Here is a 17,678-nt window from a genome sequence, read left to right as displayed (position 1 = left end):
TTTTCGTTTGTCGGATAGAAGGAGGACTGCCGATCGGCAGCCCTCGCGATGCCGCGGATCAGCCCCCGGCCGCGCAGGACGGCAGCTTGTAGTCGGCGGGGCGATCAACGCCCGCCCGGAAGTTTCCTCCGGCCGGCTGGTACCAGACATCGGCGGAAAGGCCGTAGCGCTCGCCGATCGCCTTCATCTCGCAGGTCTTCCACATGTCGGCGATAACAGCGTCCATCTTCTGGCGCAGGTCGTCGTTCTTCCTGTTGAGGCCGTAGACCACCTGGCCGAGGCCGGTCAGCAGCGGAAACTGCGGATTGGTGTCGGTGAAGGCGAGGAACTGCATGTTCCAGTCCGGGTTCTGCTTGATGGCAAAAGATACCACCGGCGGATCGCCGATCACGGCATCGATACGGCCGGCGATCAGGTCACGAACAGCGGCGTCGGAAGTATCATAAAGCGAAAGCTGCAGATCCTTGATCGCCTTCAGTTCCGGTACGAAGGAAAACCCGGTGATCGTGCCGACCTTCTTGCCTTCGAGATCAGAAAGCTTGTCCCAACTGGTCTTGGTCGATTGCATGATGCCGTTCTTGAAGTAATGGATCGGCTCGGACAGGCTCATGATCTTGGTGCGCTTCTCGGTCCAGCCCATGGTGCCGAGCATGACATCGACGCGGCCGGCCTCGATGGAGGCGATCGTGCCCGACCATTCCATCAGCGCCGGTTCGATCTTGAGACCGAGCTTGTCGGCGATGCGCTGCATGATCTCGCCGTCATAACCGGTCATCTTGCCGTCCTGCCAGCCGGAGCCAGGCATGTCGCCGGTAAAGGCGACGGTCAGCGTGTTTTCCTGGGCAAGCTCGAAGGCGCCGGCCGGCGAAAATGCTGTCAGGCCCGTTGCCGCCGCCAAAAGGGCGTGCATCACCAGCCTTCTCGAAAGAGAAAGTTTCATCGTTCATATCCCTGTTTCTGGTTCCCCGATCCGGAGTTTCGCCGCCGGACTGTCGTGTTCGACAGGACAAACTGTGGCAGCAAAAGCGCTGGCTGAATTTTAAAAATCGGACATAATCTTTGAAAAATCGACGCGCGACGTCGTGCGGTCGTATGGGAGACGCCGATGGGGCAGGAAACAGAAGTGCCGAAGGAAGGCGGCGATGATTATGTCCACTGGCTGGATGGGCTGTGGAAGGAACGCTTGCTGACGGCGCGCGACCGCAAGCCGGATCTCTCCATCGGCATTCTTCTCTGGCCAACCTTCCCGATGATGTCGCTGACCGGCATCGTCGAGCCCTTGCGTCACGCAGCCGATTTCGCCGACAATTCACGTCCGCTCTATTGCCGCTGGTCGATCATGGGTGAACCCGGCCAAAGCGCGGTGGCAAGCTGCGGCATTCGCGTCCAGGCCGATGCCGCCTACACCAACCCCAACGACTTCGATTATATCGTGGTGATCGGCGGGCTCCTGCCGCATCTGCGGGCAGCGCCTGCCCGACACCGTGCCTATCTGCGCGTCGCCGCCTCGGCCGGCGTGCCGATCATCGGTGTCTGCACCGGGGTCTTCGTGCTGGCCCAGGAAGGACTGCTGGCGGGTCACAAGGCCACCGTCCATCCCTTCCACGGCGAAGACTTTCGCATGGCTTTTCCCCGGCTTGCCTTTTCGACACGCGACGACTTCCTGATTGACAAGGCGCGGATCACGGTGCCGGGCGGAATTTCGGTCCTGTCGCTGATGACCGACCTGATCCGTACGCATTGCGGACCGGACCGGGCCGCCAAGGTGGTGCACCAACTGTCCCTGACCGAACAGAAGACCATGAGCGCCTTCGATCAGGAACGGGCGACGGTCTACCGCAATTTCAGCGACACCCGCATCCAGCGCGCCGTGGTGCTGATCGAGAGCCGGAAGGGCCGCGACGTTTCGCCGGAACAGGCCGCCCAGGCCGTCGGCCTGTCGCCGCGCCAGTTCGCCCGCCTGTTTCAACAACACATCAACATGACGCCGAAGCGCTTCATTCTGGAAACCCGGCTGCGTTATGCCCGTTTCCTGGTGGAGAACACGACTATGCCGATGACCTCGATCGCCTTCGAGACCGGATTTTCCGATTCCGCCCATTTCGCCACGGCCTTTCGGACGCGCTATGGGGTAACACCCAGTACCTTGCGCTGAAATCACCGTCGCGCTGCCGATTCAGGCCGGCGCCGCCATATTTCTACAAGAATAATAGAAATTGACATCGCCAAGTCAGCGGTTATTTTTTGTCCGGATTACAAGACGATGCCGGAAATACCCGCCCGTGATCCTGGCATCGGCAACACAAAGTGGATGGAATTATGAGCCTTCGCATCAATGACATCGCCCCGGATTTTACCGCCGACACGACGATCGGCAAGGTCAGCTTCCACGACTGGATCGGCAATGGCTGGGCCGTGCTGTTCTCGCATCCGAAGAACTTCACACCGGTCTGCACGACCGAACTCGGCGCCATGGCGGGGCTTGAACAGGAATTCCTGAAGCGCGGCGCCAAGGTCATCGGCATTTCAGTCGATCCGGTCGAAAGCCATAGCAAGTGGAAGCAGGACATCAAGGTCGCCACCGGCTTCGACGTCAACTATCCGCTGATCGGCGACAAGGAACTGAAGGTCGCCAAGCTCTATGACATGCTGCCCGCCGCCGCCGGCGACACGTCGGAAGGCCGCACACCCGCCGACAATGCGACGGTTCGCTCCGTCTTCGTCATCGGACCCGACAAGAAGATCAAGCTGATCCTCACCTATCCGATGACGACCGGCCGCAACTTCGCGGAAATCCTGCGCGCGATCGATTCCATCCAGCTGACGAGCAAGCACCAGGTGGCGACGCCGGCCGACTGGCAGCAGGGCGACGATGTGATCATCACCGCCGCCGTCTCGAACGAGGACGCCATCACCCGCTTCGGCGCTTACGAGACCGTGCTGCCCTACCTGCGCAAGACCAGGCAGCCGGCCGCCTGAGCGGCTTGACCGCATCGCGGCATTGAACATGCCGACGGGAAATACTTTCCCGTCATTTCAATCCGGTCATCGCCATGCCCGACACGAACTGCTTCTGCGCCATGAAGAAGGCGATCACCACCGGTGCCATCGAGATGACGGAGGCGGCCATCATCAGGGTCCAGTGACCGGAATATTGCTGCTGGAACAGCGTCAGCCCGACAGTCAGCGTCGTCTTGTCGACATCCGACGGCAGATAGATCAGCGCCGAGAACAGGTCGTTCCAGGAGACCATGAAGGCGATGATGGCGAAGGCTGCAAGTGCGGGCTTGGCGAGCGGCAGGTAGATCGTGAAGAAGATCCGCGCCAGCGACGCGCCGTCCATCCGCGCCGCCTCCGCCAGTTCGAGCGGAATGGTGCGGAAATACTGCCGCATCAGGAAGGTGCCGAAAGCGCCGCCGAGGAAGGACGGAATATAGAGCGGCGCCTGCGTGCCATAGAGGCCGAGCGTCTTGAAAATGATGAATTGCGGGATCGCCGTCACCTGCGCGGGCACCATCAGTGTCACGATCAGCAGCACGAACAGCAGATTGCGCCCCGGAAAACGGACGATGGCGAACATGAACGCCGCCATGGAGCAGGTCAGCAGTTGGCCGAGCGTCGAGATCAACGATATCTTCAGGCTGTTCCAGATCATCAGGTGAAACGGCATGATCTCGAACAGCCGCGTATAGTTGCCGAGCGTCGGCTCTAGCGGCAGAAGCCGCATGTCGAATTGTTCGGCCATCGGTTTCAGGCTGGTCGAGAGCAGCCAGATGAATGGCCCGAACATGGCGATCGCGCCCAGACAAAGCGCCAGGAACATTGCCCAGTCGCTGCGGCGGGTGCGCGTCATTGCTCTCCCCATTTCTTCTCGATGCGGAAATAGATGAGGGTCAAAAGCAGGATCATCGCCGTCAGCAGGATGGCCTGTGCCGCGGCATCGCCCATACGGAAGAATCGGAAGCCGTTGCGATAGATGGAAAAAACCAGCGTCGGCATGGTGGAATTGCCGTTGCCGCTGCGCGTCAACACGAAGATGTAGTCGAAGGCCTGGAAGGCGTTGATGGTCGTCAGCACGCTTTGGAAGAAGATGCTCGGCGCGAGCGCCGGCAGCGTCACGAACCGGAGCCGCTGCCAGATGGTGGCGCCATCAATCCGCGTTACCTCGTAGAACTCTTTCGGAATCGCCTGCAGCCCGGCCAGGAAGATGATCATGCCGCTGCCGATCGCACCCCAGACATTGACGATGACGACCGAATAGAGCGCCATGCGGGTCCCAAGCCAATTGACCGGTTCGGCGCCGATCATCGACAGTCCGGCATTCAAGACGCCGCTGTCCGGCGCATAGATCCATTGCCACAAAAGCCCGGTCGCGGTCGGCGAGCAGACGGCAGGAAGGAAGTACATCACCCGGAACCAGCCGATGCTGGCAATGCGGCGGTTGAGCCCCATCGCCACCAGCATCGACAACAGAACCGTCAGCGGCACGTAGAGACCGGCAAAGGCCAGCGTGTTCCAGAGCGACTTCATGAACAGGCGGTCGGAGGGCAGGTTCGCGTAGTTGCTCAGACCCGCCTTTACCGGCGGCGTCAGGAGATCCCAGTCCGTGAAGCTGAGGCCCAGCGTTGCCAGGATCGAGCCGAAACTCGCCAGCAGGAGGCCGGCGAGCGTCGGTGCGAGGAACGCCAGCACCCACCAGCGTTCCGCTCCCATCGGCCTCAGCGCCCCCATCCTACTTGTTCCGGGCGAGCACGTCGTCGCCGTTGGCGACCGCCTCGGCAAGCCCGTCGGCAACCTCCATCTCGCCCGACCAGATCATCGTCAGCGCGTCGCCGACTGCGCTCGACCATTCCTCGTATCCCTTGAAGACGGGCTTCGGCTTGGCATAGTCGAGCGCCTTGACGAACAGCGAATGGTCGATCCTGGTCGCCTGCTGCAAATAAGCTGGGCTTTCGGCGATCGCCTGGCGCACCGGGATCGCCAGCCCGATTTTGGCAAGCTCCGTCTGGCCCTTTTCACCGAAGGCGTATTTGGCGAAGGCCCAGGCCTCGTCTGGATGTTTGCTGTCCTTGGCAATCACGAAACCCGCCGAATTGACCGATGTCGTGCGGCCCGCCGGCCCCTTCGGCATCGGCGCGATATCCCATTTGAAGGCGAGCGGACGGTAGTCCGGCACGGTCCAGTGACCGGAAACCCCCATGGCCGCAATTCCGGCATAAAAGCCATCGGTGCCATATTGCTGAAGCTGCAACTGCGTCGGCAGGGACTTGTCGGTCAGCCACATGTCGGAGAGGAACTGGAAGGCAGCTGTCGCTTCCGGCGAGGAAATCAGCGTCTTGCCGGCTGAGGGATCGACGACGTCGCCGCCGAAAGCCCAGACGAGCGCGCCCCAGAGCGGTTCCATGTCATAGGCTTCGGCCCAGAAACCCCATTGGTCGGTCTTGCCATCGCCGTTCTTGTCGAGCGTCAGCTTGGCGGCGTTGGCCCGCAGGTCGTCCCAGGTCCAGCTCTCGGTCGGATAGGCGACGCCGGCGGCGTCGAACATGTCCTTGTTGTAGTAGAGCACGATGGTCTGGAAATCGCGCGGCAGGCCGAAATAACCCTCGGGCGTCTCGTAGGCTTTCAGGGTGACTGGATAGACACCATCGAGAATCCCCGGTTCCTTGTCGAGATAGGGCTGAAGGTTGAGCAGGACGTCGCGTGACTGCCAGTCCTTGAAGAGCGGCGCATCCATGGCGAAGACATCCGGCGGGGTGCCGCCTGCCATCTTGACCTTGAGCTTTTCCCAGTAGCTGTCCCAGTCGGAGGCCTCGACATTGACCTTGATGCCGGGATGTTCGGCTTCGAAGGAACGGGCGACGGCATTCCAGGCCTCCACCTCCTGGGGGCTGCCCCAGAACTGATAGGTGATCTCGGTATCGGCCCAGCTCGCGGGCGCCGATAACAATAGGGAAAGAACAGTTCCATACAATAATTTCATTGCGTTACCCTCCTTCTGGTTCCGAGCGACAACCCTTTTCCTCTGGGCTGCAGCCGGGATGTTTATCGTTCCTGTGCTCCTGCCGGTTTGCCTGTTTTTTCTGGCTTGAACCCGCGATTTCGTTTCAGTCGATGCGGACGCCGCGTTCCGCCTCGAAAAGATGCTGTTTGTCCAGGCGCGGCTTGAGGTGGATGACATCGCCCCGGACGAGGTTTGGCCGGTCCGTGAACAGCGCGGTCATGGCGACCCCGTCGGCCTCGCCCATCACGAAGGTCGCATGGCCGGTGCTTTCGACGGCGGCCACCCGAAGGTCAATGGCGCCCGGAGCTTCTGCCGGGACGAGGTCGAGATGTTCCGGGCGCACGCCCCAGATGACCGGACCTGTCGCCGCGACCGGCGACGGCACCGAAAGGTTTGGCGAGAGCCGGATCGAACCATTGGCCGCCTCGCCCTTGATCAGGTTCATCGCCGGCGAGCCGATGAAGCCGGCAACGAAGGCATTGGCCGGTCTGTCGTACAGCTCCAGCGGCGCGCCGGCCTGCTCCAGTCGTCCCGACCTCAAAACCACGATCCGGTCGGCCATGGTCATGGCTTCCACCTGATCATGCGTGACGAAGATCGACGTCGAGCCGAGCCGGTCATGCAGCGCCCTGATTTCCGCCCGCATCTGCACCCGCAGCGATGCATCGAGATTCGACAGCGGTTCATCGAACAGGAAGACGGCGGGCTGGCGCACGATTGCGCGGCCCATGGCGACACGCTGGCGCTGGCCACCCGAAAGTTGCTTGGGCATCCGGTCGAGATAATCGACAAGGCCGAGAATGCCGGCCGCCTCCCGAACGCGCGTTTCGATCTCTGCCTTAGGCGCGTTGCGCAGTTTCAGCGAGAAACCCATATTGTCGCGGACCGTCATGTGCGGATAGAGCGCGTAGTTCTGGAACACCATCGCCAGATTGCGCTCCTTCGGCTCCACGTCATTGACGACCCGCCCGGCGATGGAAATCGTCCCGCCGGTAATGTCCTCCAGCCCCGCGATCATCCGCAGGAGGGTAGACTTGCCGCAGCCGGACGGGCCGACCAGCGCGACGAACTCGCCATCGGCAACATCGAAGCTGACGCCGTGCATCACCTGCACGGTGGCATAAGCCTTGACCAGATTGTCTAGCGATACCTGAGCCATGGTTTTTCCTTAGTGATAGGCTGGCAAGTAATTGCCGTGGGCGGCAATCAGCTTGTCGCAGAGGGAGCGAATTTCATCGAGGGAGAGCTCCGCCCCGGTGTGCGGATCGAGGGCGGCGGCGTGATAGATGTGGTCGCGCCGGCCGGTGAGCGCCGCCTGCACCGTCAGTTCCTGAACGTTGAGCGACATCCGCATGATGCCGGCAAGCTGCGGCGGCACCGCGCCAACGCGAACCGGCTGGATGCCGTTGCGATCGACATGGCAGGGCACCTCGACGGCGGCATTGGCCGGCAGGTTGTCGATCAGGCCATTGTTTCGGACATTGCCGTAGATCAGATAATTCGTCCCCGTGACCATGCCGTGGATGATCGCCGAGGCGTATTCGTTGGAGCGGCAGACCTCGAGCGGCTTGCCGGCGTCCTCCAGTTCCTTGCGCAAGACATGCCAGTCGGCGATCTGCTCTTCGCAGCGGGTGATGTATTCGTCCAGCGGCAGCTGATATTCTGCCAGCAGGTCCTCGCGGCCGCGCTTGATGAACCAGGGCGTATATTCGCTGAAATGGATCGAGCTTTCGGTGACGAAATGGCCGAAATGCTTCATCGTTTCCCAGCGAACGGCCTCGTCCCTGTCGTAATCGCCGCTTTCCGCCTTGGCCCGCAGGCGCGGATAGAGGTCCTCGCGGCGGCCATCCTTGTGACGCTTCTCGAACCTGGTGAAAAAAGCCACATGGTTGAGGCCGGCGCAGCGGAAATCGATATCGGCGATATCCTCGCCGAGCGAGCGGGCGAGATAGGCCGATGTATCCTGCACCGAATGGCAAAGGCCGACATAGCGAATGTCAGGGAAAGCCTCAGCCATCGCCCAGGAGTTCATTGCCATCGGGTTGACGTAGTTCATCATCAGCGCGTCCGGGCAAACCTCGCGCATGTCGCGGGCAATGTCGAAGATCACCGGAATGGTGCGCAACGCCCGGAAGATGCCGCCGATGCCGAGCGTGTCGGCGATCGTCTGGCGCAGGCCGAACGCTTTCGGGATCTCGAAATCCGTCACCGTCGCCGGCTTGTAGCCGCCGACCTGCATCATCAGGATGACGAAATCAGCACCCTTCATCGCCGCGCGGCGATCAGTGAAGGAGGCGATCCGCAGGTTCTTCAACCCGAGCGCATCGCCGATCCGCCGGGCCATGATCTCCGATGTCGACAGCCGCTCGGCGTCGATATCCATCAGGGAAATCTCGCTGTCGGCGAGATCGGGATTCGACAGGACATCGGACAGGATGTTCTGGGCGAAAACGGTGCTGCCGGCACCGATCAGGCAGATCTTGGCCATGGATCAGTTCCTCTCTACTGGAGAACGACGACTTTGCTGAGGTTGCGCGGCTGGGCCGTATCCATGCTCTTCTGGTTGGCAACGCGCTCGCCGATGATCTGCAGCGCCGGCAGCAGTTCGAGCGCCCGCGCCGGACCGGTCTGCGTGAGCGGGATCGACAGGTCGCCGGGGCCGCCAAGACCGATGACATGCGCGCCCATGGCCTGCACTTCGCGGGCAACCTTGCCTTCGTCGTCCAGCGTCTCGGGCGAATAAAGAATGACGACCACCGACTGGCCGTCGATCAGGCTGATCGGGCCATGACGATATTCAAGCGGGTGGAAGGCCTGGCTATACGTGATCGACATTTCCTGCAGCTTCAGGCATCCCTCGGTCGCCATGCCATAGAGCGGCCCGGCGCCGAGATAGACGAAATGGGTGCGATCCTTGATCAGCGGAACAGCGGCTTCGGCGGCCGCAAGGGCCGCTTCAGCCTCCGCGACCGAACCAAGCGTGACGCCGGCCATGCGCAGCCCGGCAAGCAGCATCAGCGAGGCCGACACCGTCATGACGATACCCTCCTCGCCATGAGTCGGCAGGTAGACGGCAATGTCGGCGGCCTTGAGGATCGTCGTGTCCGGTTCGCAGGAAATGGCGATCGTCTTCATGCCGGCCTTGCGCGACGCCTCGATCGCCTGGACTGTTTCCGTCGTGGTGCCAGAGCGGGAAATGCCGATGACGCAGACGTCCGAGCGATCCACGAGATAGTCGCCGGGGCGCACCGCCCATTCGGCGCCAGGCACTGCGATGGCCGGACGGCCATTCTGGTTGAAGGCGACGGCGATCGTCTGGGCGAGATAGAAGGAGGTGCCGCAACCCGTCACGACGACGGTCTTGCCGGGCACATCCGGCAGCGATTGTGTCCGCGCCTTTTCCCAGAAGGGGAATTGTTCCTTGATGACTTTTTCGGTCAGATTCATGTCTGCAGTCCTTTATTTGCTCGCACCGGCCATCAGGCCCTGCACGAGGAAGCGATTGAGAAAGAGCACCAGCAGGGCGGGCGGCACGATCGCCACGATCCCGGCCGCGTTCATGAGGCCGTAGTCCACGTAGTTGCGGGTGACGAATTCGGGGATGAGCACCGTCAGCGGCTTGGTGCTCAGCGTCGGCGAAAAGACCAGCGGCACCATGAACTGGCCCCAGGCCGACAGGAAAGTGAGGATGGCGGTCGCCATCAGGCCCGGTCCGGCAAGCGGCAGGACGATGCGCACCAGCGTGTAGAGCTTCGACGCGCCATCGAGCCAGGCCGCCTCTTCCAGCGACAAAGGCATGGCCTGATAGACACTGCGCATCAGCCACAGCGCCAGCGGCAGGAAGGCGGAGACATAGATCAGCGTCACGCCGAGATAGGTATCCACCAGCCCTGCCCCGATCATGATCCGGTAGAGCGGGATCATCACCGTATAGGCAGGCACGCCGAGCGTTGCGACGATCAGCACGAACATCGTGTCGCGACCGGGAAAGCGAAGGCGCACGAAAGCCCAGGCGCCGAAGGCAGCGATCACCACCGTCACCACGGTGGCCAGCAGCGAGGTCAGCACACTGTTGAGCAGAGCGCGCGAAAACTGCGGCCAGACGGACTGGACTTCATTGCCCTGGCTGGTCGACGTCGCGCCGAACAGCTTGCCGTAATGTTCAAGCGTGATCTGCTGCGGCCAGAGCCGCAGGTGATCGCTGACCAGCGCGTTCGGCGGCGTCAGCGACGTCACCAGCGACCAGTAGACCGGACCGAGCGACCAGAGGATCAGGAGAGTGCAACCGAGATAGAAACCAAGCCGCCGCATCAATCGAACCTCGTCTCTTTGTAGACGCGCAGCACATAGAGTGCCGATACCGCCAGCGATGCGATCATCGCCAGGATCGACAGCGCCATGCCGAGCGAGAATTTCAGGTTCTGGAAGGCCATCATGTAGACTTGAACCATGATGCTGCGGGTATCCATCGAGCTGCCGTTCAAGATCCACGCCTCGTCGAACAGATTGAAGGCAAAGACGGTGGACTGGCTGAGCGCGATGGCGAGGCCACCGGAAATCAGCGGCAGGGTGATCAGCGAGAACTGCCGCCACGCCGTCGCGCCATCGAGCCTTGCGGCCTCGTAAAGGGTTGCCGGAATGGACTGCAGCGCGGCGAGCAGGATGATCGCGGTCAGCGGCATCATGCGCCAGGCATGCACGACCGAGACCAGCACCAGTCCCGTGAAGCGGTCGTTGAACCAGACCTGGTTTTCCGAGATCAGCCCGACGGACTGCAGGAGACCGTTGAGCAGGCCGTAGCTCGGATTGTAGATCCACAGCCAGATGATGGCGTTGACGACCGGCGGCAGGCACCAGGGCAGGATGACGATGGCGAGCAGCCAGCGGCGCGCGCTGCCGGAGCTGTTGAGCAGCAGGGCTGCAGCGAGACCGCCGAGCGTTTCGATTGTGACGGAAATCACCACATAGACCAGCGTATTGGTCCAACTCTGCAGCACGTTCGGATCGGTCATCAGGGTGAAGTAGTTTTTCAACCCGACGAACGGCGTTCCCATCTTCATCGGCTCGACGCGGAAGAAACTGTCGATGACGGTGACGATCAGGGGCAGGATAACCAGCCCGCCCATGATCAGGATGATGGGGGCGGAAAGCCACAGCCCCAGCCGCGCCTCCCGTCCCAGGAAGGCGCGCTTCGATACGAAGCTGGATGTCATTACTGCTGCGCCTCTTCCGCCGCGGCGGCGATCGCCTTGACGGCGTCACCCACGGAGGTCTGGCCCTTGGCAGCGGCATTCAGGTTGGTCGCGACGGCGCCGGAGAATTCCGGGTACCAGCCGGGCGTGCCACCAGCAAACAGCGGCTCGACGACACCGGCCTGCTCGATCAGCACGTCACCCTGCTTGAGCTTGCCTTCGTCGTTGAGCTGCTTGAGCACCGACAGGCGCGTCGGCAGATTGCCGAGCTTGACGTAATTGTCGATCATCGTGTCGGCATCCAGCATCCAGTTGATGAAGGCATGCGCCGTTTCCTTGTCGCTGGCCGAAACCGGCACGCCGAGCGCGCCCGGCAGGCCGATGGTCCGCGACTTAGGCCCGACATGCGGAACCAGCGCTGCGGCAGCATCCGCCGAGACCTGCGACTTGGCGGCGTCCGTATAGACGGCGAGATTGCCCGCCCATCCGGCGACATCGAAAGAGATCTTGCCGGACTTGAACAGTTCCTGGATCTCGACGTCCTTGAGCGAGGTCGAAGCCGGGTCGATCAGGCCGTCCTTGAGGGCGGCAACCTCGAACGCCATTGCCTTGTAGCCGGCACTTTCGGGATCGACGAACAGCGGCTTGAGATCGGCATCGAACAGGTCGCCGCCAAAGGCCTTGGTCAGCAGGTACCAGGCGGTCGCCGAGCCTTCGGTGGCCGAAAGCGGCAGGCCGATCGGATGTTCGGCAATGCCCTTTTCCTTGACCGCCTTGGCGGCCGCCAACAGTTCATCCGGCGTCGTCGGCACGCTCGCAATGCCAGCCTTGGCCAGATGATCCTTGTTGTAGATCATGACGCGAAAATCATTGTTATAGGGGACACCGATCAGCTTGCCGTCAAAGGTGAAGATCGAGGTAGTCGGCAGGTCTGCCTTCATCTCATCCGTCAGGACGCCCGAAAGATCGTCATACCAGCCGGCGCTGCCGAACTGGCCGACCCAGGACCAGTCCATTTCCGTCGCCGAAGCGGGTGCCTTGCTCGCCATCATCGAGGTAACGATCTTGGTCCGGATCTCGTCCCAGCCGAGTGTCTGGATATCGAGCGCGCCGCCGGTCTTGGCGGTGTATTTGTCGGTCATCTCCTTCGGGAGCGTGACCCATGGCGGCAGGAGGACGGGGAGCGCGTCCGCGGCAACGGCCATGACGGGGGTGAATGCGGTCGTGAGGCCGAGCGCAAGCGCGGCGGAAAGCAATGTGCGACGTTTCATTTCAGCTGTTCTCCTGTTTTGGTTGTTTGTTTTCCAAGCCTGCGGCAATTGATCCGGTGAAGCGGGAATTGGCCGGCCAGCCGGCCAATGCGGCCGCCCGCCAGAGCGCTCCCCCCACGGGTGGCAGTTTCGGCGCTGCCGGCGGTCCAAGCCGTCGTTCCAGTTCGTCCCGGATCAACCGCGAGCGAAAGACGCTGCCGGCATGGGACCAGGCGAGCGACGGCTGGCCAAAGGTATGCCGGGCGGCAAGGCCGAGGTCCGCCAGGAAACGTGCCGCCTCCGTCAGGATTTCAATGGCCGTCGCGTCGTCGGCATCGGCCAGCGCATCGACCGTGCGCGCCAGATCGGCAAATCCCGCTCGCGCATTGTCCTGGCCATAGGCCCAGGCGATCAATTGCCCCTGTTCGATGCCGCAAGCGGCAAGGATCGCGGCCGCAAATTCTGGCGCATCGCGGCGCCCATCCAGCGCCTGCGTCGCCATCGACAGGGCCTGCCGGCCGATCCAGTACGCCGATCCTTCATCCCCGAAGGCATCGCCCCAGCCGCCGCTGCGGAAACTCTTGCCGCCGACCTTCGCCCAGGCCATGCTGCCGGTTCCGGCAAGCACGAGCACGCCATCTTCCCCGGCAAAGGCGCCGTCACAGGCGACCTCGACATCGTTGAGCACCAGCTGCGGGCATTCGAAAACCGAGGCAGCCACGGCACGCTGCCGTTCGCTGATGGCCTCGACCTCGCCATGCAAGGGCAGCCCCAGAACCACGGCGGCGACCGACTGCCCCTCACCCAGAACGTCTGCGACAGTGCGCAGATGCTCGACCCACTGGTCGCCAGCCATCGGATCGAAACCGGGGCCAGTCCACTGCCGGAGCAACTGCCCGCTCTGATCCGCGATCGCGGCCAGCGTCTTGGTGCCACCGGAATCGAGTCCCAGAACGACGCTCATCGCACTGCAGCTCCATTCGGCTGCTCGGCCCGGCGTACCGAAACACCCATCGTCTCGATCCGCTCCATCCATTCCGGCGACATGTCGTCATCGCTAACAACGGTGTGCAAGTCGCTGAGCGGCGCGACGCGGTAGGTCAGTCGCTGGCCGAACTTGCTGCAATCGGCAAGCAGGATGCGCTGTTCGGAGCGCGCCAGCATCACCGAATTGAGGCGCGCCTCGTTCTCGTCGAGTGAACTGAGATAACCGTCCTCGGCGATGGCGCCGGCGCCGAGAAACAGCTGGCGGAACCAGAGGTGCTGCAGCATTTCCTCCGCCAGTGGCCCGACCATCGAGGAGTTTTCCTTGCGCAACTGCCCACCCAGCACCGTCACCTTGACGCCCTCGACATCGATCAGCATCTGCGCCGCCGGCAGGCAATTGGTGAAGACATTCAGGGGGATCGGGTTGACGCGGATGCGCCGCGCCAGCTGCAGCACGGTCGTGCCGGAATCGAGGAAGATCGAGGACCCCGGCTGCAGCATTTCATAGGCGAGATCGCCGATGGCGCGCTTTGCGGAAAGCGACTGCGCTTCGCGCTGCTCGAACGCCACTTCAACCTGGAATTCCTCGGCCAGCCGGGCGCCGCCATGAGTGCGAAGGATGACACCCTGCTCTTCCAGCATCGCCAGATCCCGCCGCAACGTCGGCACCGAGGCACCGACCGCCTGGGCGATCGTCGCGATCGGCGAGGAGCCGTTGGAAAACAGATATTGGCGGATGGCCTGAGCGCGATCGTTCTTCATGTCGGGCACTCTCTTCGTTCAACTTATCACGAAGATTGCCGACATAATAATCATTGTCAATCATATTTTTGATCGTTATTGATCGTTTTAATGATCACTTCGGGAGAGTCTGATGTCCACCCAACTGCTTCGGTCCCTGTCCACCCTGTATCGCGACGGAGCCTCCATCGGCATCACCTCGGTCTGCTCTGCCCATCCGGAGGTCATCCGCGCGGCGCTGTCGCTGGGACGCGACATGGGACAGTCGGTGCTGATCGAAGCGACCTGCAACCAGGTCAACCAGGACGGCGGCTATACCGGCATGACGCCAGCCGATTTCCGCACATTCGTCGAAGGGATCGCTGACGAAACCGGCTTCGACCGGTCCGGCCTGATCCTCGGCGGCGATCATCTCGGCCCCAATCCATGGAAGAACCTGCCGGCCGAACAGGCCCTCGAAAAGGCGCGCCAGATGGTCGCCGCCTATGCGCAGGCGGGTTTCGAGAAGATCCACCTCGATTGCTCGATGGGCTGCAAGGGCGAACCGCTGGCGCTGGACGACGAGGCAACCGCCTCCCGTGCCGCCGATCTCTGCAGCATCGCCGACGCCCATTGCCCGGGGGAACCGGTCTACATCATCGGCACCGAAGTTCCGGTTCCCGGCGGCGCGCTCGAAGAAGTGGAGCACCTGCAGGTCACCTCACCGGAGGCGGCCCTGACGACAGTCGAAATCCACCAGCGCGCCTTTGCCGCTCGAAACCTGCAGGCTGCCTTCGACCGTGTCGTCGGGCTCGTCGTGCAACCGGGCGTCGAATTCGGCAACCAGAATGTCGTCGGTTATGTGCCGGAAGCCGCCCGGTCACTCTCGGCAAGCCTGGCACGGATGCCCAATCTTGTCTTCGAGGCCCATTCAACCGATTACCAGACGCTGGGTGCGCTCGGCGCTCTCGTGCGCGATGGCTTCTCTATCCTGAAAGTCGGCCCGGGACTGACATTTGCCCTGCGCGAGGCGCTCTACGGGCTGGACCTGATCGCCGCCGAGCTCGACAACACTGCCCCGCAACTGAAGTCGGCTATGGAAGCGCTGATGCAGGCGGAGCCGGGTTACTGGGCGAACTACTATCCCGGCACACCGGACGAGCAACGCATCCAGCGGCATTTCAGCTATTCCGACCGTATCCGCTACTACTGGACCCATCCGATCGCGCAGCAAGCCGTGAGCGAACTTTTCGCCCGGCTCGGCAACAGACCATTGCCGGAAACGTTGATCAGCCAGCATCTCGCCGCCGCGTGGCCAGAAGTGATGGCTGGCGTCACCCGGCCCAGCGCAACGGCGCTCGCACAGGCTGCCGTCACGAGGATGCTAAGGACCTATGCGCTCGCTTGCGGCCCCGATGCGGCTGGTTGAAGCTGCGTCCTATTTTCGTCGCGCCTGGAGAATGCCGCAAAGGACGATCGCGCCGCCGATGGCCTGCAGGACGGTGACGTCTTCATTGAGCACGATCACTCCAAGGAAGGCGGCGACAACGGGCTGCAGAAGCAGGGTCAGGGAAGAGAACGCGGTCGGCAGATAGGCGAGCGCATAGGTGATCGCCACCTGCCCGCCCGCATGGCTGATCAGCGCCAGTCCGAGCAACATGGTCCAGCCAAAGATCGTGACCGGAAAGAACTGGGTCTCGGTGACCAGCACGACAGGCAAAAGGCAGAGTGCGGCCGACAGCGTGCTCCACACCATGACGCGCACCGTGTCGAAGCGCCCGCGCAGCCGCGCGACGCTCAGCATGTAACCGGCGTAGAAGAGGGCGGCGAGAACAGCCAGCGCATCGCCCGACCGGTCTCCAGCCGCAAGGCCGCTCACCCCACCCTTCAACACGACGATACCGGCAATCGCGACGGACAGGCCAACCAGGAAGGCGCGTGTGATCGACGCGCCGAAGAACATCCAGGCGGCCGCGGTCACGAAGACCGGTGCCAGGTTGGCGAGAAGCGTCGCATTGGCGACTGTCGTCACGTGGATCGAGGCATGCCAGGCGATCAGATCCGCCGCCAGGAACACACCCGGCAAAGTCAGGGCGAGCATATCGCGCAGACCCTCGGGCCTTTTCGCCTGATCCTGCCTGGTCGCACGGAAAACGATGAACAGCGGAAGGAAGGCCAGCGCCACCCGCCAGAAGGCGGTCGCCATTGGCCCGACCTCCGAAAGCCTGACGAAGATCGGCGAACCGCCAATGGCGATCCCGCCCAAAAGCAGCGCAGTCAAGGCGAGCCTGTTGCGGGAGGCGGATGCCGTGGCGGGAAAAATGGGCTGCGGCACGGCACTGTCCAACTGGCTGCGGATCGGGGTGGCGAAGCGTTAGACTTTAATCGCCAGCATCGCAAGATGGTCCAGCGCTATCTGAACCCGGTGAGGAAGGACGTCAGGTTGGCGCTCAGCTCATCGCAGAGATAGCCGCCTTCCTGGACGATCACCGCCGGCGGGCCCAGTCTCGCGATCGCTTCGCCGATCCGGGCAAAACCCGGCGTCGAGACGGACAGCCCGCCGAAGGGATCGCCCTCGAAGGCATCGAGACCCAGCGCCACGACGATCGCATCCGGCGCATAGGCTTCGATCCGGCCGCAGGCGATTTCCAGGGCCTCGAGAAATCCCGCATCCGCCGTCTTGCGCGGCAGCGGCAGGTTGAAATTATAGCCAAGCCCTGCCCCTTCGCCGCGCTCGTCGGCATGCCCCCAGAAGAACGGATAGAAACGCACGGGATCGGCATGCAGCGATACGGTCAGCACGTCGCTGCGGCCGTAGAAGATACCCTGCGTGCCGTTGCCGTGGTGCAGATCGACATCGAGGATCGCCACCCGCTTCGAGTGACCGAGCAGGTGCTGGGCGGCAATGGCGGAATTGTTGAGAAAGCAGAAGCCGCCGGCGACATCGGCAAAGGCGTGGTGGCCGGGCGGACGGCAGAGCGCATAGGCCGACCGTTCGCCGGCCAGCACCGCCTCGGCCGCCTCGACCGCGCTCCAGGCGCTCCAGCAGGCGCTTCCCCAAGTATCGGCGGAGATCGGGCAGGCGGTATCGGCCATGTGATAGCCGGCCTGGCCGACGGCTGACGCCGGATAGCGGCCGGTGCGCGCCAGCGGATGGATATTGGGGATGACCTCGGCTGAGGCGCCCTCGATCCGCTGCCAGCGCAGGAAGATGCTTTGCAGGAACTCGATATATTCCGGCGAATGCACGGCGGCGATCGGCCTCAGCCCATGATCACGCGGCCGGACGATCTCGCTACCCGCCGCCTTGGCGCCGGCGAGAAGCCGCTCGACCCGTTCCGGCTTTTCCGGATTGGGCTGCTGGGCACCGCTGGACAGGAACATGGTGGGATCATGTTTCCGCTGCTCGTCGGCAAAGAATGTCTTCATCGCTCAAACCCCGCCTTCGTGTTGTCCTGCCAGCGACTGGAACGCATCCCCATAGGCGGCGTGAATGCGCTCGTCCCTCGACCAGGCAAGCCCCATCCG

General features: G+C 62.7%; 17 protein-coding genes. 3 read left to right on the top strand and 14 right to left on the bottom strand.

Features of this window, described 5'->3' with window-relative positions; translation table 11 throughout:
- Positions 1 to 58: 58 nt before the first annotated feature.
- Complete coding sequence (locus VL202_RS07475) at positions 59 to 940, bottom strand: ABC transporter substrate-binding protein (protein WP_325463498.1); 882 nt, start codon at positions 938 to 940, stop codon at positions 59 to 61.
- 165 nt (positions 941 to 1,105) lie between these two features.
- On the opposite strand from VL202_RS07475, the gene VL202_RS07470 reads away from it, so the two are divergent.
- Together VL202_RS07470 and VL202_RS07465 are read left to right on the top strand one after the other, a co-directional pair.
- Complete coding sequence (locus VL202_RS07470; protein WP_325463497.1) at positions 1,106 to 2,155, top strand: GlxA family transcriptional regulator; 1,050 nt, start codon at positions 1,106 to 1,108, stop codon at positions 2,153 to 2,155.
- Positions 2,156 to 2,319: 164 nt separating this feature from the next.
- Positions 2,320 to 2,979, top strand: coding sequence for a peroxiredoxin (locus VL202_RS07465; protein WP_325463496.1), 660 nt, complete (start codon positions 2,320 to 2,322; stop codon positions 2,977 to 2,979).
- A 52-nt stretch (positions 2,980 to 3,031) separates the two neighbouring features.
- On the opposite strand, the gene VL202_RS07460 is transcribed toward VL202_RS07465, so the two are convergent.
- The 11 genes from VL202_RS07460 to VL202_RS07410 all read right to left on the bottom strand — a co-directional run bounded on the left by VL202_RS07460 (position 3,032) and on the right by VL202_RS07410 (position 14,192).
- Positions 3,032 to 3,853, bottom strand: coding sequence for a carbohydrate ABC transporter permease (locus VL202_RS07460; RefSeq protein ID WP_325463495.1), 822 nt, complete (start codon positions 3,851 to 3,853; stop codon positions 3,032 to 3,034).
- A complete protein-coding gene (locus VL202_RS07455; protein WP_325463494.1) occupies positions 3,850 to 4,713 on the bottom strand; it encodes a sugar ABC transporter permease in 864 nt (287 codons plus the stop codon). Before VL202_RS07455 ends, VL202_RS07460 begins: the two co-directional genes overlap by 4 nt.
- 19 nt (positions 4,714 to 4,732) lie before the next feature.
- The gene (locus tag VL202_RS07450) at positions 4,733 to 5,980 is read right to left on the bottom strand and encodes a sugar ABC transporter substrate-binding protein (protein WP_325463493.1); all 1,248 of its coding nucleotides are present in this window, start codon (positions 5,978 to 5,980) and stop codon (positions 4,733 to 4,735) included.
- 124 nt (positions 5,981 to 6,104) lie between these two features.
- Positions 6,105 to 7,160, bottom strand: coding sequence for a sn-glycerol-3-phosphate ABC transporter ATP-binding protein UgpC (locus VL202_RS07445; protein ID WP_325463492.1), 1,056 nt, complete (start codon positions 7,158 to 7,160; stop codon positions 6,105 to 6,107).
- 9 nt (positions 7,161 to 7,169) lie between these two features.
- The gene (locus VL202_RS07440) at positions 7,170 to 8,489 is read right to left on the bottom strand and encodes an alpha-glucosidase/alpha-galactosidase (RefSeq protein WP_325463491.1); all 1,320 of its coding nucleotides are present in this window, start codon (positions 8,487 to 8,489) and stop codon (positions 7,170 to 7,172) included.
- 14 nt (positions 8,490 to 8,503) lie between these two features.
- On the bottom strand, positions 8,504 to 9,448 hold the full coding sequence (locus tag VL202_RS07435) for an SIS domain-containing protein (RefSeq protein WP_325463490.1): 945 nt from the start codon (positions 9,446 to 9,448) through the stop codon (positions 8,504 to 8,506).
- Positions 9,449 to 9,460: 12 nt separating this feature from the next.
- Positions 9,461 to 10,312: a carbohydrate ABC transporter permease gene (locus tag VL202_RS07430; RefSeq protein ID WP_325463489.1), complete on the bottom strand. Its 852-nt coding sequence runs from the start codon at positions 10,310 to 10,312 to the stop codon at positions 9,461 to 9,463.
- The gene (locus VL202_RS07425; protein ID WP_325463488.1) at positions 10,312 to 11,214 is read right to left on the bottom strand and encodes a sugar ABC transporter permease; all 903 of its coding nucleotides are present in this window, start codon (positions 11,212 to 11,214) and stop codon (positions 10,312 to 10,314) included. Before VL202_RS07425 ends, VL202_RS07430 begins: the two co-directional genes overlap by 1 nt.
- A complete protein-coding gene (locus tag VL202_RS07420; RefSeq protein WP_325463487.1) occupies positions 11,214 to 12,464 on the bottom strand; it encodes an ABC transporter substrate-binding protein in 1,251 nt (416 codons plus the stop codon). The genes VL202_RS07425 and VL202_RS07420 overlap by 1 nt, the downstream gene beginning before the upstream one ends.
- Position 12,465: 1 nt before the next feature.
- Positions 12,466 to 13,407, bottom strand: a complete 942-nt coding sequence (locus VL202_RS07415) for an N-acetylglucosamine kinase (RefSeq protein ID WP_325463486.1) — start codon at positions 13,405 to 13,407, stop codon at positions 12,466 to 12,468.
- On the bottom strand, positions 13,404 to 14,192 hold the full coding sequence (locus tag VL202_RS07410; protein ID WP_325463485.1) for a DeoR/GlpR family DNA-binding transcription regulator: 789 nt from the start codon (positions 14,190 to 14,192) through the stop codon (positions 13,404 to 13,406). Before VL202_RS07410 ends, VL202_RS07415 begins: the two co-directional genes overlap by 4 nt.
- Before the next feature lie 109 nt (positions 14,193 to 14,301).
- Here VL202_RS07410 and VL202_RS07405 point away from each other — a divergent pair, with 109 nt between their 5' ends.
- Positions 14,302 to 15,579 carry a D-tagatose-bisphosphate aldolase, class II, non-catalytic subunit gene (locus tag VL202_RS07405; RefSeq protein WP_325463531.1) on the top strand — a complete coding sequence of 426 codons (1,278 nt, stop codon included), beginning with the start codon at positions 14,302 to 14,304 and terminating at the stop codon, positions 15,577 to 15,579.
- 9 nt (positions 15,580 to 15,588) lie between these two features.
- Here the strand turns inward: VL202_RS07405 and VL202_RS07400 are convergent, their stop codons facing one another.
- Complete coding sequence (locus VL202_RS07400) at positions 15,589 to 16,485, bottom strand: DMT family transporter (RefSeq protein ID WP_414692817.1); 897 nt, start codon at positions 16,483 to 16,485, stop codon at positions 15,589 to 15,591.
- Positions 16,486 to 16,562: 77 nt separating this feature from the next.
- Positions 16,563 to 17,579, bottom strand: coding sequence for a histone deacetylase family protein (locus tag VL202_RS07395; protein WP_325463484.1), 1,017 nt, complete (start codon positions 17,577 to 17,579; stop codon positions 16,563 to 16,565).
- Positions 17,580 to 17,678 lie beyond the last annotated feature (99 nt).

The organism is Pararhizobium sp. (assembly GCF_035497515.1).
Lineage (GTDB): Bacteria > Pseudomonadota > Alphaproteobacteria > Rhizobiales > Rhizobiaceae > Pararhizobium.
This window is presented reverse-complemented; position numbering and strand designations above follow the sequence as displayed.